The sequence below is a fragment of the Bifidobacterium sp. LH_417 genome, from assembly GCF_056357035.1.
Genome location: NZ_JBKEVI010000009.1, coordinates 12,682 through 26,052 on the forward strand (window position 1 = coordinate 12,682; position 13,371 = coordinate 26,052).

Genomic DNA, 13,371 nt, shown 5'->3' on the forward strand with positions numbered 1-13,371 from the left:
TAGTCATGTATTTCAATTAAAAATTGATTATTGTGAGTTTTAGAGAATGGCAATGCGATGATTCGTTTGAAAAGACTTGTTCTGGACGACATGAGGAACATATCGCATGGCGTCCTGGATTTCGATGATCTGCCCACCGGCGGCAGCGTCACGGGTATTTACGGACAGAACGGGTCCGGCAAGACCACCGTCATCGACGCCATCGGGATACTGCGCGCGCTGTTGTCCGGGAATATGCTGCCGGATACCGCCGGTGATGTCGTCAGCGCCAGCGCCGGTTCGGCGACCGTGACGGCGACGTTCCTCGTCGGCGATAAGCAGAAGCCGAGCTATCTTGAGTACAGGGTGTCCATGCGCAAGGCGAACCCGGATTCGACGCGGGCGCGCGTCGTCGCCGAATCGGTGCGCATCGGCGACGATCCCTCGCGCTTGGGCCGTGAGGTGTTGGGGCATCGGATGGAGGATTCCGAGGCGGACGGGTTCGTGTCGACCCCGGTCTACGTGTGGCGTTCCATCGAGGCGGTCGCTTCGGTGAAGACCGTGGTCTCGCGCACCGCGGACCGCGCGTACATGGAGGGGCGTTCGTTCCTGTTCTCCCGGTGCGCCACGCTCGACGACCGGCCGGACGCCGAGTTCCTGATCGACTGGGCTGTGGCCCGCGTGCGGGAGGCGAACGGCGTGTCCTCCAGATCGTTGACGTACATCAACGAACGCTTCGGCGAGTTCGTTCGCCTGCGCGAGGCCCTGTGCGGCTATGCGACCAACGACATCTTCGTGTCCACCACCCGTCGTGGCTCCTACGCCGCGTTCGCGATCATCCCGATCATGGAGGAGAACCCGGAAGGTCGCAACACGGAGTTCGCGTTCGACCTGCTGCAGCCCAATCCATTGACCCCCGGCCAGGCGAAGCGGCTCGGGCAGACCGTGGAGTCCTTCGACCGCATCCTGCCCACCATCGTGCCCGGCCTGCACGTCCTGTTGAAGACCGGCACCGCGCCTTCCGGCAAGGACGGCGAGGACCGGGTCACCGCGGAGCTGTTCTCGCGTCGAGGCGATGTCACGGTGCCCTTCCGCTGCGAGAGCGAGGGCATCATACGTATCACCGCGCTGCTCGGCTATCTCAAGCACGCATACAACGACGAGAACGCGCTGGTCGCCGTGGACGAGTTCGACTCCGGCGTGTTCGAGCTACTGCTCGGCGACATGCTGAGCCAGCTGGCGGACGGGTGCGCGGGACAACTGGTGTTCACCGCCCATAACCTGCGGGCATTGGAGGTGCTGCCGAACAGCTGCATCCGCACGACGGTGACCGATCCCAAGAATCGGTTCGCGACCATCCCGCGCAAGTCCTCCACAAACAACCAGCGCAAACGGTACCTGACGGCCAGCGAACTCGGATGGAGCGGTCCCGACATCTACGATTCGCCCATCCCGCGCATGTTCGGCAACAGCCTCTACGCCGCCGGCCACCCCGACGAGGACGACGACATCGACGACGATCTGGCAGCACTCAACGCCGTCGGAACGGAGGCGAACCGTGGCTAAACGCAAGATCGTCCTGCTGGTCGTGGAGGGCGCAAGTGACGCCAGCCTGCTCGTGCCGGCGTTCTCGGCGTTGATCGAGAACCGCCTGTTCCAAGGTCAGGAATTCCATTGCGACGTGCTGACCGCGCCGAATCACCGTGAGGAATTCCACCGGCGCAACGGGTTCTATCCCGCGGACAAACCCTCGCAAACGGTGCGCGAACTCGTCGAGTATTATCTCAAGGACCATGATCGCACATGGGGCCAGCTCGGTCATGTCATCCAGATCTGCGACCTCGACGGGGCGTTCACGCCCGACGACCAAGTGCGGGAGGACCCGTCAGCGGAAGAAACCCTGTATTCGACGACCGACATCATCACCACGAACCGCGACGCTCTGATCGCAGACCGGACGACCAAGCGAAACGGCGTGGACTCCCTGCTCAAACTCGACGGATTCAGGAAGAAGCAGGGCGGCCGCACCGTCTTGATTCCATACCGTCTGTTCTATGTCAGCCGCAACCTCGAACACGCCTTCCGCGGTAGGACCGACAATCTGGACGCGCAGCACAAGCAGAGCGGCGCCATCAAACTGGCCGACCGCTTCACGCAGAACCCGAACCTGTTCTCGACGACCCTTCAATCCCTGCGACGCATACATGGCAACCCGGCCACTTGGGAGGAATCCTGGCAATACGCCATGCAGGACTTCCACTCGCTCGAACGTGGCAGCAACCTCGCATTCGTGGAACCATACCTAGCAGGCGAACTACAATAGGTCATCAGCCGCCAGAAAGAGTTTTAGGAACGCATTTGGCGGCCCTAAAACTCTCTGGCTTGCGGATATGAATCGTGATTGCGGACCTATGTCTGGCCGTCATCGCACAGCATGGAATTTGTCCATGATATGCGATGACGCACTCGTTTTAGCTGCGGCCGATACGGGTGATGGCATAAACGACGAAGGCTCCAATGATGGCAATGGACGCAAGGATGGCGAGCTTGGTTTCGCGGCGTTCCTTGGCTGCCATGTCGGCCTGTCGGTTGGCCAGGGCTTCGGCTTCGGCGGCGACGCCGCTGGCGGCGATGGCAGCGATATGCGCGCTCATCTGGTCTTCGAGAGTGGAATCTCCGCTCGTGCCGTCGAAGGGCGCTTCGTCTTCGTTGTGGCTGTCGTTCATGGTTCTGCTCCGTTCCTGATTGTTGGATTGTTTGCTTTCCTGCTTGTTGGCTTGCTTGATTGCTTGCATGTTCGCTTGCCTGTATGCAAGCAAGTTTGATTGTTGGATTGTTTGATTGTCTGCATGTGGGCTTGTCTGCTTGTCAGCTTTCGTTTTGCCCGGCGAGGATGGACATGCGTGCGGCGATGAGCGCGTGGCGCGCGATCGCCAGGTAGAGCTGGTGTCCCTCGCCGTCGTTCCAGAACCGGTCGAACTGTTCGGTCGGCATCATGCTGGCGGGGTCGAACCCGTTCCACACGCCGCCGCAGAACACCTTCGCCGCCGCGTTCACCTCCTCGTCGGACGGCATGCCCGGATGCCCCTCGGCGGCGTCCGCGGCCGCGCGCATCTGCGCGCCGAACACGCGGGCCTGCAACGGCGAGAGCGTGTACGCCATTCCCGCCGTGGAGCCCGCGGGGAATCCCGTGTTCACGCCGAGGGTGATGACGTGAGCCTCCTCTCCGATGCTGATCCGGTCGCCGAGCACGGAGACCTCCATCGAATAGTCCATAGTGTCTCCTTTCCGCAGACGCATCGGCTTTCGGGATCGCGTCCGCATGTTTGACTGCCTGAATGTTTGGGTGCTGACTTGTTGGATTGCTTGATTGTCTGACGGGTTATGGCTCATCGTCGCCGTCGAGCCGGTCGAGCTCGCGTTCGATGGCGTCGCGCAGGAGCTGCTGCATGGGCAGTCCGTGCGCGGCGGCCGTGGTCTTGAGCCGGGTCTTGAGCGACACGGGTATGCGCAATGAAAGCATGACCAGCGGTTCGCCCGTGGTCTTGGAGGTCTTGCTCTGCTGACGCAGCACGTCGTCGAACGGCACCGGCCGTGCCAGTGGCTGGTAGTTGCCCTGCATGGTCTCACTCCTGCTTTCCGGCGATCTGCTGGAGTTCGGTGACGAGGTCCCGGTATTCGCCCAGCTGGTGCGGGTTGGTGCCGAGCGAACGCTTGTAGTACTGGGCCTTCGGCACGATCGTGTCGAACCGGGGCGTGTCCATGGCGTTGAGTGCGTCCATGGTGTCGCGGAACGCCTTCGTGTTGCGTTCGGCCTTGACCAGCAGCAGCGCGGCTGGCGTGCTCATCCTGGCCATGTCGAGGGTGCTCCATGCCTGCTGGAGGTCCATGGGCGAGTCCGACGCCGGCACGATCACGAAATCGGCGGCCTTGATGGCCATGTCCAGGGTCGGCCCCTGCGGCGGCGCGTCGATGATCGCCCATTCGTCCGGGTCCGCTCCCGCGGCGAGCTGACGGAGCGTGGCCTGGTTGGCCGGAAGCACGTCGAACGTCAGCGGGTCCGCGGTCTGTTCAGCGGCGGCGGCCCACAGGCTCGCGCTAGACTGCGGGTCCGCGTCGTACACGACGGCACTGCCGCCCCTGGAAACGATGACCGAGGCGATGTAGATGCTGGACGTGGTCTTCGCGACCCCGCCCTTGGCGTTGGCTATGGCGATGCGCATTCGTTCTTCTCCTTTGCGACTGCCGGCGATCACGCGAACCTGATCAGTCGGACGCCTGATTGTCTGCTTGTCTGATTGCTTGGATTCCTGCTTGTTTGAATGTTTGATTGCCTGACGGCTCATGCGGGTCGGGGCAATCGGCCGTCCTGCCCCGTGCGCGCAGGCGTCGTTGCTGGCGTTCGGCGCTGGCCTCGTCGGTGGCTTCGTCGAACACGTTCCGATGGGCGCGTATCCAGTCCGTGAGCAGCCGCCAGCGTTGCGGCCACGGCAGGCCGCGGTCCCGGCAAGGGACTCCGTCGGCTTCGGCCATGCGCGCGATCCTGCGCCGGTCGGTGCACACCTTGCCGCCGTACACGCCCCATTCGAGTCCGCCGCTGGCCGCGTAGGCCAGGCATTCGGCGCGTACCGGGCATCGTTCGCACACGGCCTTGGCGACCGAGTGGAACGCCTTCGCGTCGCCGGGACGGTGCTCGAACTCCAGCGACCACAGGTAGTCGGACCATGGTTGCGGGAAGTCGCGGCATTCGCCGGCCTTCTTCCACGCCTCAAGACGCTGCCCGTCCCCGCTCATGGCCGCACCGCCTCCGCCGGCGCAACGGCTTTCGCCTTGCGGCGCCCGGCGACGTCGTGGGTGGCGTGGTTGCGTTTGTCGTACGCGCATACCGGGCACGCCTCCTGCGAGATGGCGCCTTCGATGTGTTCCTGACACAGCGAGGTGCGCAGCAGCGCCGCCCCGTAGATCGGCACACGGCTTGCGGACGACGAGCTGACCGGTATCGCCCGGTTGGGGTCCTTGACGACCGGCAGCGGGGCGTCTGGCGCCCGCTTTCCCGTCGGATCGGGATGGGTGAGCATTTCCAGTCGCAGCTGCACGTAGTTCGCGGCGAACCTGGCGCCGCTGGTGAGCCGGGGAAGCCAGTAGCGGTTGCGGTACGCCCAGTCCATCGTCGCGACGATCTCGCCGTACGGGCGATCGATCAGCAGCGAGTGGACGGCCTTGCGGTCGGCCATGGTCGCCGGAACGTCGAACCTCTGGTCCACGGCGAGCATGCGCCGGCGGATGCCGTCGAGCACGCGCACCTCCTGGCCGGCGCGTTCCGTGACCGGCTCGGGCAGCTTGCCGGGTTCGGGCACCCATAGCGGGTTCCTGCAGCCCTTGGGAGGCAGGGCCTTGCCCCAATCGGTCGCCGGAACGGGTTCGGTCTTCGTGGGGGCTTGTTCGGCGTTGAGGGGAGCATCCCCGAAGGGGATGAGGGGAGAATTGTTTATCACTTGTCTATTGGGTGACTTTCTGTCCAAGATTCCGGGACAATTTGTCCTCGGCTCCACGCCCTTCGGTTCGGGTGACAATCCGTCGGGTGACAAATTGTCCTTGTCTGGATTCGATTTGCCGTCGCCTTCCGCCAGCGCGTCCAGGTTCCGGGGCTTCTCCTCGATGTTCTCGGCGGCGTGGTCGCCGTCCATGACGACGTCCCACACGCGCGAGCGGTGTCCCTTGGCGATCGGCTTGCGCGTGCGCGGGTTGCGCGCCGACATCTCCTGGTCGCCGGGCCTGATGTAGCCCTTGCGCTCCAACTCCTGCAACGAACGGATCACGGTGCGCTCACAGCACCCGCAGTTGAACGCGATGGTCTCCACGCTCGGCCACGCGGCGGCGCCATCGTCGTAGTAGGCGCGGCGGGCCAGATACACCAGCACGAACTTGGTGATGCCCTTGACGTCGTCGCGCTCCCATGCCCAGTTCTCGGCTCTGCTGCTCATCGTTCGACCTTCCCGCCGTCATGCTCCGGGTCCGCTTCGCGGCGTTCGCGCAGCCTCGCGCCGATGTCGTCGCCCAGACGGGCGGCGCGGCACAACGCATACGAGAGAACGCCGCCGGACACGCACACGGCGGCAACGACCAGCCACCACATGGTTCGGCCGGTATCGGGGAAACGGTCCGCGGACGCGCGCCTCAGCGGCGCGAGCCCCGGGACGGGTGGGCGAGCATGGACAGCACATGCGCCTTCGCGATGCGCAGATCGACTTTGCCGCCGGCCCGCGTCGTCCGCCGCGCGGCGTCGCGCTGGCGATTAGGCTCGAAGACGGATGCCGGGCGAATGCCGGCGGTATTGGTAGAATCGGTCATGGCGATGACCCTCCTTCGGGGAATCGGAACGACGGGCGTCTGATCTTGGCGGATATGCGCGCCCGCGGCTCCATGGTTGTTGCCGTTCAATCCCCGCGCCGGGTTCCAGCCGGTCCGGGGATTCTCGTTTCGGGTTTCCACCCGCCATCCGTGAGATAGGCGTCGATGCCGAGCACATACCCAGGGGACAGGTTTCGGTGAATGGCCAGCCAGATCAGGTCGGACTGCTGCCACGGTATCGAGCCGTTGACCTTTCCCGCGACCGAGGATTTGGACGTACCCATCTCCCTCGCGAGGTCTCGGCAGCTCAGCCCGCCGCCGTCATATAGCGACGCATCGGAGAATCCATTATTTTTGCCGTCAGTCCATTCACAATAGACAATATATCAAGAAACTTGCACAGCAGCAAATCATTGTTGTAGGATTATGTCCATCGATATTGGACAACTCCAATCTGAAAGGACTTGATATGGCAAAAATCGAACCGTCGTCCGAATCCAATGGACTCGGCGACTACCTGCAGAGGGTATTCATCTGGAACGTCAACATGCAGCTGACCGGCCGCGGGATGACCCAGCAGTCACTTTGCGCGGCACTGGGGCTGAAGAGGGGCGCCGTGTCCGCGAAGATGACCGGCAAGACCTCCTGGACCATCCAGGATATCGCCGCAGTGGCGGAATTCTTCAACGTCCCCCCGCTCTCCCTGCTGGATGCGTCGATGTACGAGCAGATGATGCGCGGAATGAGCAGTGACGGAGGTGCATCTTTGGTGGCAGTGGCCACCGCCGGGTTTCCTGTGCGAGCAACTGAAGGCCAAGCTGGCGGCCTGAAACCGTTGGAAACAAAAGGCTCCGGGCCACGATACCTCGTGGAACCCGGAGCCGGCGAGTACCCCCAGAGAGAGTCGAACTCTCGTTGTCAGATTGAAAGTCTGGTGTCCTAACCGTTAGACGATGGGGGCGTGGCAACTCGTGTAACAATACGCAAGTTGTCCGCATAGTGCAAACTCGGCGTGTCGTCACGCCTTGCGGTAGGTGAAGTCGTGGATCACACGGCCGGCGGCGAGGCCCTTCTTCTCGAAGTTGGTGAGCACGCGGCCGTCGAACCGCGCCGACTCGGTGAAGTCGGCGTGCGGCATGTCGGCGGCGAGATCGGCGTTGCCCTTGCCCACGTGGCCGGTCGGCAGGCTCACGGTCATGTCGCCCGCATTCTCCCAGCCGTCGAGGCCGTCCATCACCTCGTGCACGTGCAGCGCGTAATCCTCGATGTCTGTGGCGATGCGCCACACGCCGCCGTCGACCAGCGTGCGACGCACCTCGCCGGCCAGTTCCGGCTGGACGATGCGGCGCTTGTGGTGCTTCTTCTTCGGCCACGGGTCGGGGAAGAACGTCCAGACCTCGGCGACCACGCCGTCGGCGGCCGCTTTGAAGAGCTCCGGCGCGTTTACCTGCGCCACGCGGATGTTCTTGAGCCCGCGCTTGCCGGCGAGCAGCAGCGTGTGCGCGACGCCGGGATCGTAGACCTCGAGCGCGAGGAAGTTCACGTCCGGTCGCGCTTCGGCGGCTGCGACGATGTTCTCGCCCTGACCGGAGCCGATCTCGATGATGAGCGGGTTCGTGTTGCCCCACGTGCTGCGCACGTAGTCCGCGTCGAACGTGAATCCATCGCGCACGTCGAGCGAGCCCTCGCCCGCGTTCACGTCAAGCAGGTAGTCGTCCGCGTAGTTGTCCCATGCGCGCTGGAGTCGTGCGTCGAGGCGGCCCGAGCGGCGCACGAACGAGAGCACGCGGTGCATCGGGTGGGCCGATGGGGGCTCGGTCTCCGGCGTCGCTTCCGGGGCGGGCGTGGTGGGGGAGTGCGTGCCGTCCGTCGCGACGGTGCCGTCGGTCGTGTCGATGGTGGTCGCGGAGGCTTCCGTGATGCCGTCGCGGTCGTTCGTCATGTGAGGTCCTTCCTGTGTCGTCTTGCGTTGTTCCATTATTCACCATGATTCCGTACGATTGGTCTCCGTCTGTGTGATGAAACGCGTGTGTTCGTTCATGTGACGTGTTATACTCAAATTGTTCGGAAATATAACAAATGTGAGCAGAAGCGAACAGCGGCTCGCGTGGTCGAACCGCTTTCTTCTTCGGGCTCCACATGGCAATGAAAGGCCAGATATGACAGTTCTCGTCACTGGTGGGTGCGGCTACATCGGCGCCCATGTCGTCCACGCTCTGCATGAGGCCGGAGAGAAGGTCGTCGTCGTCGACGATCTGAGCTACGGCAAGCCCACCCGTATCGAAGGCTCCCGCCTGTACGGCATGGATATCTCCGCGCCGGGCGCGGGCGATCGTCTCGCCGAAATCCTCGACGCCGAAGACGTCGAAGCCGTCATCCACTTCGCCGCCCGCAAGCAGGTCGGCGAGTCCGTCGAGAAGCCGCTGTGGTACTACCAGCAGAACATCGGCGGCATGCTCAACGTGCTTACCGGCATGACCAAGTCCAAGAAGGCGAAGAAGCTCGTCTTCTCCTCCTCCGCCGCCACCTACGGCGTCCCGCCGGTCGACGTGGTGCCCGAGGATGTCGTCCCGATGCTCCCGATCAACCCGTACGGCCAGACCAAGCTGTTCGGCGAGTGGATGGCCCGCGCCTGCGAAGGCACCTACGGCATCCGCTTCTGCGCCCTGCGCTACTTCAACGTGGCCGGCTGCGGTCCCGTCGAGCTTGAGGACCCGGCGATCCTCAACCTCATCCCGATGCTGCTCGATCGTCTGAAGAAGGGCAAGGCGCCGCTGATCTTCGGCGACGACTACCCGACTCCGGACGGCACCTGCGTGCGCGACTACATCCACGTCTCCGATCTGGCCGATGCGCACCTCGCCGCCCTCAAGTACCTCGACCGCGACGAGCGCAAGTACGACGCCTTCAACGTCGGCACCGGCGAAGGTACCTCCGTGCGCCAGATCGTCGACGAGCTCAAGAAGGTCACCGGCCTTCCGTTCCAGGAGCACGTCCAGGGCCGTCGCGCCGGCGATCCGCCGCACCTCATCGGCTCCCCGAAGCGCATCAACGAGGAGATGGGCTGGCACGCCAAGTACGACGTGGAGGACATCGTCGAATCCGCGTGGCGTGCATGGCAGGCCAACCCGGAGCACCACATCGACGTCGAGAACTGGAAGCAGGCCGACTGAGTCGATTGTGGCCGTATGGCGCCGTCGCGTGGGGCGCGTCCGTTCGTCGGGCGCGCCCCACGCGCGTTTGATGGGAGATGGTCGCGTCTGTGTGGGTGGCTGAAATCGTTGCAATATAAGGCGACACGCCGTGATTTGCGTGATGCTTCGATTCGAGTAATATATTCACTCGTTGCCTCACGGAAACGCGAGAGAACAACGGCCGCGTAGCTCAGTTGGTTAGAGCGCCGCCCTGTCACGGCGGAGGTCGCCGGTTCAAGTCCGGTCGTGGTCGCTAGGATGATTGAGAGTTCGGTTTCGGATTCAGGATTATCCAATGGCTCTGTAGCTCAGTTGGTAGAGCGAGCGACTGAAAATCGCTAGGTCAACGGATCGACGCCGTTCGGAGCCACCACGGAAACCCCGTGAGCCAAGCAATCGCAAGGCTTACGGGGTTTCGCATATCCGACGACCGGCCCTGCGTCTACCCTCAAGTCTGCATGTACTCTGCACATTCAATAGCAAAAGGGGGCATAAGTGGCTCTTCGCATTGTGGCGTGTATGGGTCGTGCAGTTGTGGTTTCATCCTTCTCCCGCTGGCGGGAGGTGGCGCGCAGCACCGGAGCGTGATCCCTGTGGTCGTGATGCCAGACCGGTGATCGCGTGGCGGGAATGCTGGGATTCCCCTTCCGGGGTCGCCGGTTGGCGCACAACCTTGCGCGGGTGACTGTCGCGGGTGGCATGCTGCGGATTCCCGGTGCGGGGCCGGTCGTTTCGGGTGTGGCCGGTCGTTTCGGGGTGTGCGCGGGCCAGTTCTTCTTCCCTCCCGCTGGTGGGAGGTGGCGCGCAGCTCCGGAGCATGGTCGTGTCCCGCAATCCGATGCGTCCGCCAGCATGAGGCCGGTCGGTTCGGTCGTGGGGACGGTTTCCAGAGTGCGGGTAGCGGGCCGTTTCCAGGCGTGGGGCCGGCCGTTCCAGGGTACGTGCGGCGGGCGCGTGCAGTGTGCGGCTCCCCACACCCCGTTCCCCATACTCCGCGTTGTGCCCTGTATCCTGCGTCCCCGCGTCCCGGACGGGGCTGCTCCACAACACATGCCGGAGAGCCTGTTGTGGAGCAGCATACCGCAGCGACCCCCGCGAAAACCCCTGTTTCCAGCGTTCCCGGCCCGTAAAATGCGCCACAACTCCCCGCAATCTCGGGTTCCGCTCCTGTTGTGGAGCGGGACCGCTCCACAACAGGAGCCGGTATCGTTCCCACCGCGCGTTGTGGAGCAGACGGACCCCCATAACGCGCCACAACTCCCACGAACCGCCTCCCATGGCCGTGTTGTGGCGCACCACCGTGCCACAACACGATCCCCACACGACGTTGTGGAGCACCACCCGCACCTCCACGACTTCCCCACGACACGGATCAGTACCCTATCGTGGGGCATCACCGCCCTCACGGGGCGATTCCCATACGCCGTTGTGGGCCGCCGCCGTACCTCTGCGTCTTCCCCACGGTTCGGACCCGCGTCACATAACGCCATGGGGCCTTCGGGCCCGGCCTTTTCGATGGCGGACCGGAGCGATGGGAACGAACACGGGAATCGGTCGCCACCGTCCCGGCGCCACGACCACGCGACCACCCTCCGGCGCTACGCGCCACCTCCCGCCAGCGGGAGGAAACGGCATCGCGACCGCATAGGCCGGCACTTCCGACCTGCGACCACCCTCCGACGCTACGCGCCACCTCCCGCCAGCGGGAGGGGGATCACGAATTGTCCCCGCGGTGCATCTACGGACTGGCCACTCCTCCCCGCCGGCGGGAGGAGTGGTAGGGCTGCGGTGCGGGAGGCGTCGCGGTGCAGGGGTGGAGGCTGTCAGGGCGGGGCGGATTCCACATAGTGACCATATCGCGGGCGTTCGTCCGAAACGTGAACCGCATCGTGGTCGTTCCGGTATGCCCGCGTTTCAATGGTGGGCATGAACGATACGAACAACGACAACGAGCATGTCGACTTCTACGTAGCCGGTCCGTTCTTCGATCCGGAGCAGGCCCACAGCATGGAACGCCTTGAACAGGTGCTGGAAAGCCATGGCAAAACCCTGTTCAAGCCGCGCTTCGCCAGTCAAATCGAGGAGGTCGGGCCGGAGGGCTGCTTCGCCGACGACATCGCCGGCATCAACGCGGCCGACGCCGTCATCGCGAACCTCATGGACGAGGACGCCGGCACGATGTTCGAGATCGGATACGCCTATGCGCTCGGCAAACCGGTGTACGGATACCGCGACGAGCTCACGCCGATGGATCGCGTGAACCTGATGGTCGCCCAGGCCGTGACGATGGTGTTCAACGGTCCCGAGGATCTGACGCGATATCTCGAAACTGGCGAACACGACGAGGTAGACTACATCCAGTTCTGAATCGAAGCGCCGCGCCGGCGGACGTGTGCGACGCCGCGCACGAAACGCCGGATACGGCGGTGGCCGTCATACCGATTCCCCGGAAATTCCCGGTGAGTCGGCGGGGCAATCGAAAAAACCGCCGAAGATGGCTGATAACGTTCACATGAACGAGTACACTGGGGAAACGTAGGGCAGCGCAGCGCATGCGCACGCCCACACGGTAATAAGGCAAGACGCATAGCTTAAAGGAGAGCCTTATGGTCTATCGCATGATTTTCAACCAGACCGCCTACTTCGGACGTGGTGCGATCAAGGAGATTCCGGCCGTTGCCAAGCAGCACGGCTTCACGAAGGCGTTCATCGTCACCGATCCGGTCCTGCTGGAGACCGGCACCGCCGAGAAGGTCACCAAGGTCCTCGATGAGGCCGGCCTGCCGTACGAGGTGTTCTCCAACGTCAAGCCGAACCCGCCAGTCGAGTGCATCAAGGACGGCGTCGAGAAGTTCGCCGCCTCCGGCGCCGACTTCCTGATCGGTCTGGGCGGTGGCTCGCCGCAGGACACCTGCAAGGGCATCGGCATCATCACCGCCAACCCGGAGTTCTCCGACGTGCTGTCCCTGGAGGGCGTGGCCGACACGAAGAACCCGTCCGTGCCGATCTTCGGCGTGCCGACCACCGCCGGCACCGCCTCCGAGACCACCATCAACTACGTGATCACCGACACGGCCAACAAGCGCAAGTTCGTGGCCGTCGACCCGCACGACATTCCGATCGTCGCGTTCGTCGACCCGGACCTGACCGATTCGATGCCGCGCGGCCTCAAGGTCGCCACCGGCCTCGACGCCCTGACCCACGCCATCGAGGGCTACATCACCCCGGGTGCGTGGAGCCTGTCCGACTGCCTGTCGATGCAGACGATCCGCATGATCGCGAAGAACCTCGCCAAGTCCGCCGACGGCGACATCCCGGCCGGCGAGCAGATGGCGTACGCCTCCTACATCACCGGCATGGCCTACTCCAACGTCGGTCTCGGCCTGGTGCACGGCATGGCCCACCCGCTGGGCGGCCGTCTGGGTGTGGCGCACGGCGTCGCCAACGGCATCCTGCTGGCCCCGGTCATGGAGTACAACAAGGACTACACGGGCGAGAAGTACCGTGACATCGCCGACGCGTTCGGCGTCGAGGACGCCTACACCGGCGATCTGGAGAAGGTGCGCGAGGAGGCCGTGCAGGCCGTCCACAAGCTCACCGTGGACCTGAAGAACCCGACCACGATCTCCGAGGTCGGCGCCACCGAGGCCGACCTCGCCCCGCTCGCCCACGACGCGTTCAACGACGTGTGCACCCCGGGCAACCCGCGCAAGGCCACTGAGGAGGACATCCTCGCCATCTACAAGTCCCTGATGTAGGTGGGGCGGTTCACGATTTTCCTCCTCGGGAAATCGTGAACCGGAAACGAACAGGAACGAACAAAGCCCGGAATCGGTTTCGGCCTGAT

14 protein-coding genes, 3 tRNA genes and 1 pseudogene are annotated in these 13,371 nt (G+C 63.9%); 8 read left to right on the plus strand and 10 right to left on the minus strand.

Annotation, left to right across the window (positions count from 1 at the left end):
- Nucleotides 1-57 precede the first annotated feature (57 nt).
- Together AC1AYR_RS06700 and AC1AYR_RS06705 are read left to right on the plus strand one after the other, a co-directional pair.
- Nucleotides 58-1,545, plus strand: a complete 1,488-nt coding sequence (locus AC1AYR_RS06700) for an AAA family ATPase (protein ID WP_163231248.1) — start codon at nucleotides 58-60, stop codon at nucleotides 1,543-1,545.
- Nucleotides 1,538-2,302, plus strand: a complete 765-nt coding sequence (locus tag AC1AYR_RS06705; protein WP_101626211.1) for a hypothetical protein — start codon at nucleotides 1,538-1,540, stop codon at nucleotides 2,300-2,302. The genes AC1AYR_RS06700 and AC1AYR_RS06705 overlap by 8 nt, the downstream gene beginning before the upstream one ends.
- Before the next feature lie 148 nt (nucleotides 2,303-2,450).
- On the opposite strand, the gene AC1AYR_RS06710 is transcribed toward AC1AYR_RS06705, so the two are convergent.
- The 8 genes from AC1AYR_RS06710 to AC1AYR_RS06745 form a co-directional block, all read right to left on the minus strand.
- A complete protein-coding gene (locus tag AC1AYR_RS06710; RefSeq protein WP_101626210.1) occupies nucleotides 2,451-2,774 on the minus strand; it encodes a hypothetical protein in 324 nt (107 codons plus the stop codon).
- A 73-nt stretch (nucleotides 2,775-2,847) separates the two neighbouring features.
- Nucleotides 2,848-3,255, minus strand: coding sequence for a transcriptional regulator (locus AC1AYR_RS06715; RefSeq protein WP_101626209.1), 408 nt, complete (start codon nucleotides 3,253-3,255; stop codon nucleotides 2,848-2,850).
- A 106-nt stretch (nucleotides 3,256-3,361) separates the two neighbouring features.
- Nucleotides 3,362-3,601, minus strand: coding sequence for a hypothetical protein (locus tag AC1AYR_RS06720; RefSeq protein ID WP_165781967.1), 240 nt, complete (start codon nucleotides 3,599-3,601; stop codon nucleotides 3,362-3,364).
- Between the two features lie 4 nt (nucleotides 3,602-3,605).
- Complete coding sequence (locus AC1AYR_RS06725) at nucleotides 3,606-4,202, minus strand: ParA family protein (RefSeq protein WP_165781966.1); 597 nt, start codon at nucleotides 4,200-4,202, stop codon at nucleotides 3,606-3,608.
- A gap of 43 nt (nucleotides 4,203-4,245) precedes the next feature.
- Nucleotides 4,246-4,773, minus strand: coding sequence for a WhiB family transcriptional regulator (locus AC1AYR_RS06730; protein ID WP_101626208.1), 528 nt, complete (start codon nucleotides 4,771-4,773; stop codon nucleotides 4,246-4,248).
- Complete coding sequence (locus AC1AYR_RS06735; RefSeq protein WP_101626207.1) at nucleotides 4,770-5,963, minus strand: helix-turn-helix domain-containing protein; 1,194 nt, start codon at nucleotides 5,961-5,963, stop codon at nucleotides 4,770-4,772. The genes AC1AYR_RS06730 and AC1AYR_RS06735 overlap by 4 nt, the downstream gene beginning before the upstream one ends.
- Complete coding sequence (locus AC1AYR_RS06740) at nucleotides 5,960-6,115, minus strand: hypothetical protein (RefSeq protein ID WP_164514792.1); 156 nt, start codon at nucleotides 6,113-6,115, stop codon at nucleotides 5,960-5,962. The genes AC1AYR_RS06735 and AC1AYR_RS06740 overlap by 4 nt, the downstream gene beginning before the upstream one ends.
- Nucleotides 6,116-6,156: 41 nt before the next feature.
- Nucleotides 6,157-6,330 carry a hypothetical protein gene (locus AC1AYR_RS06745; protein ID WP_165775776.1) on the minus strand — a complete coding sequence of 58 codons (174 nt, stop codon included), beginning with the start codon at nucleotides 6,328-6,330 and terminating at the stop codon, nucleotides 6,157-6,159.
- A gap of 469 nt (nucleotides 6,331-6,799) precedes the next feature.
- Here AC1AYR_RS06745 and AC1AYR_RS06750 point away from each other — a divergent pair.
- A pseudogene (locus AC1AYR_RS06750) lies at nucleotides 6,800-7,060 on the plus strand (helix-turn-helix domain-containing protein); the annotation flags it as partial.
- Between the two features lie 159 nt (nucleotides 7,061-7,219).
- Here AC1AYR_RS06750 and AC1AYR_RS06755 read toward each other — a convergent pair.
- Together AC1AYR_RS06755 and trmB are read right to left on the minus strand one after the other, a co-directional pair.
- Nucleotides 7,220-7,291: transfer RNA gene (locus AC1AYR_RS06755), tRNA-Glu, on the minus strand.
- A gap of 57 nt (nucleotides 7,292-7,348) precedes the next feature.
- Nucleotides 7,349-8,251 carry a tRNA (guanosine(46)-N7)-methyltransferase TrmB gene (trmB, locus tag AC1AYR_RS06760; protein WP_476512091.1) on the minus strand — a complete coding sequence of 301 codons (903 nt, stop codon included), beginning with the start codon at nucleotides 8,249-8,251 and terminating at the stop codon, nucleotides 7,349-7,351.
- Between the two features lie 238 nt (nucleotides 8,252-8,489).
- On the opposite strand from trmB, the gene galE reads away from it, so the two are divergent.
- The 5 genes from galE (at nucleotide 8,490) to fucO (ending at nucleotide 13,282) form a co-directional block, all read left to right on the plus strand.
- Complete coding sequence (gene galE, locus AC1AYR_RS06765) at nucleotides 8,490-9,503, plus strand: UDP-glucose 4-epimerase GalE (RefSeq protein ID WP_476512040.1); 1,014 nt, start codon at nucleotides 8,490-8,492, stop codon at nucleotides 9,501-9,503.
- 200 nt (nucleotides 9,504-9,703) lie between these two features.
- Nucleotides 9,704-9,777: transfer RNA gene (locus tag AC1AYR_RS06770), tRNA-Asp, on the plus strand.
- A 44-nt stretch (nucleotides 9,778-9,821) separates the two neighbouring features.
- Nucleotides 9,822-9,897, plus strand: a tRNA-Phe gene (locus tag AC1AYR_RS06775).
- A gap of 1,553 nt (nucleotides 9,898-11,450) precedes the next feature.
- The gene (locus tag AC1AYR_RS06780; protein WP_476512041.1) at nucleotides 11,451-11,891 is read left to right on the plus strand and encodes a nucleoside 2-deoxyribosyltransferase; all 441 of its coding nucleotides are present in this window, start codon (nucleotides 11,451-11,453) and stop codon (nucleotides 11,889-11,891) included.
- A 239-nt stretch (nucleotides 11,892-12,130) separates the two neighbouring features.
- Nucleotides 12,131-13,282, plus strand: coding sequence for a lactaldehyde reductase (gene fucO, locus AC1AYR_RS06785; RefSeq protein WP_476512042.1), 1,152 nt, complete (start codon nucleotides 12,131-12,133; stop codon nucleotides 13,280-13,282).
- Nucleotides 13,283-13,371 lie beyond the last annotated feature (89 nt).

What these genes read in the sequence shown, in the direction of transcription:
- AC1AYR_RS06700 (WP_163231248.1), top strand. Translation starts at nt 58, where the DNA reads ATGATTCGTTTGAAAAGACTTGTTCTGGACGACATGAGGAACATATCG.
- AC1AYR_RS06710 (WP_101626210.1), bottom strand. Translation starts at nt 2,774, where the DNA reads ATGCAAGCAATCAAGCAAGCCAACAAGCAGGAAAGCAAACAATCCAAC.
- AC1AYR_RS06715 (WP_101626209.1), bottom strand. Translation starts at nt 3,255, where the DNA reads ATGGACTATTCGATGGAGGTCTCCGTGCTCGGCGACCGGATCAGCATC.
- AC1AYR_RS06720 (WP_165781967.1), bottom strand. Translation starts at nt 3,601, where the DNA reads ATGCAGGGCAACTACCAGCCACTGGCACGGCCGGTGCCGTTCGACGAC.
- AC1AYR_RS06725 (WP_165781966.1), bottom strand. Translation starts at nt 4,202, where the DNA reads ATGCGCATCGCCATAGCCAACGCCAAGGGCGGGGTCGCGAAGACCACG.
- AC1AYR_RS06730 (WP_101626208.1), bottom strand. Translation starts at nt 4,773, where the DNA reads ATGAGCGGGGACGGGCAGCGTCTTGAGGCGTGGAAGAAGGCCGGCGAA.
- AC1AYR_RS06735 (WP_101626207.1), bottom strand. Translation starts at nt 5,963, where the DNA reads ATGAGCAGCAGAGCCGAGAACTGGGCATGGGAGCGCGACGACGTCAAG.
- AC1AYR_RS06740 (WP_164514792.1), bottom strand. Translation starts at nt 6,115, where the DNA reads ATGTGGTGGCTGGTCGTTGCCGCCGTGTGCGTGTCCGGCGGCGTTCTC.
- AC1AYR_RS06745 (WP_165775776.1), bottom strand. Translation starts at nt 6,330, where the DNA reads ATGACCGATTCTACCAATACCGCCGGCATTCGCCCGGCATCCGTCTTC.
- galE (WP_476512040.1), top strand. Translation starts at nt 8,490, where the DNA reads ATGACAGTTCTCGTCACTGGTGGGTGCGGCTACATCGGCGCCCATGTC.
- AC1AYR_RS06780 (WP_476512041.1), top strand. Translation starts at nt 11,451, where the DNA reads ATGAACGATACGAACAACGACAACGAGCATGTCGACTTCTACGTAGCC.
- fucO (WP_476512042.1), top strand. Translation starts at nt 12,131, where the DNA reads ATGGTCTATCGCATGATTTTCAACCAGACCGCCTACTTCGGACGTGGT.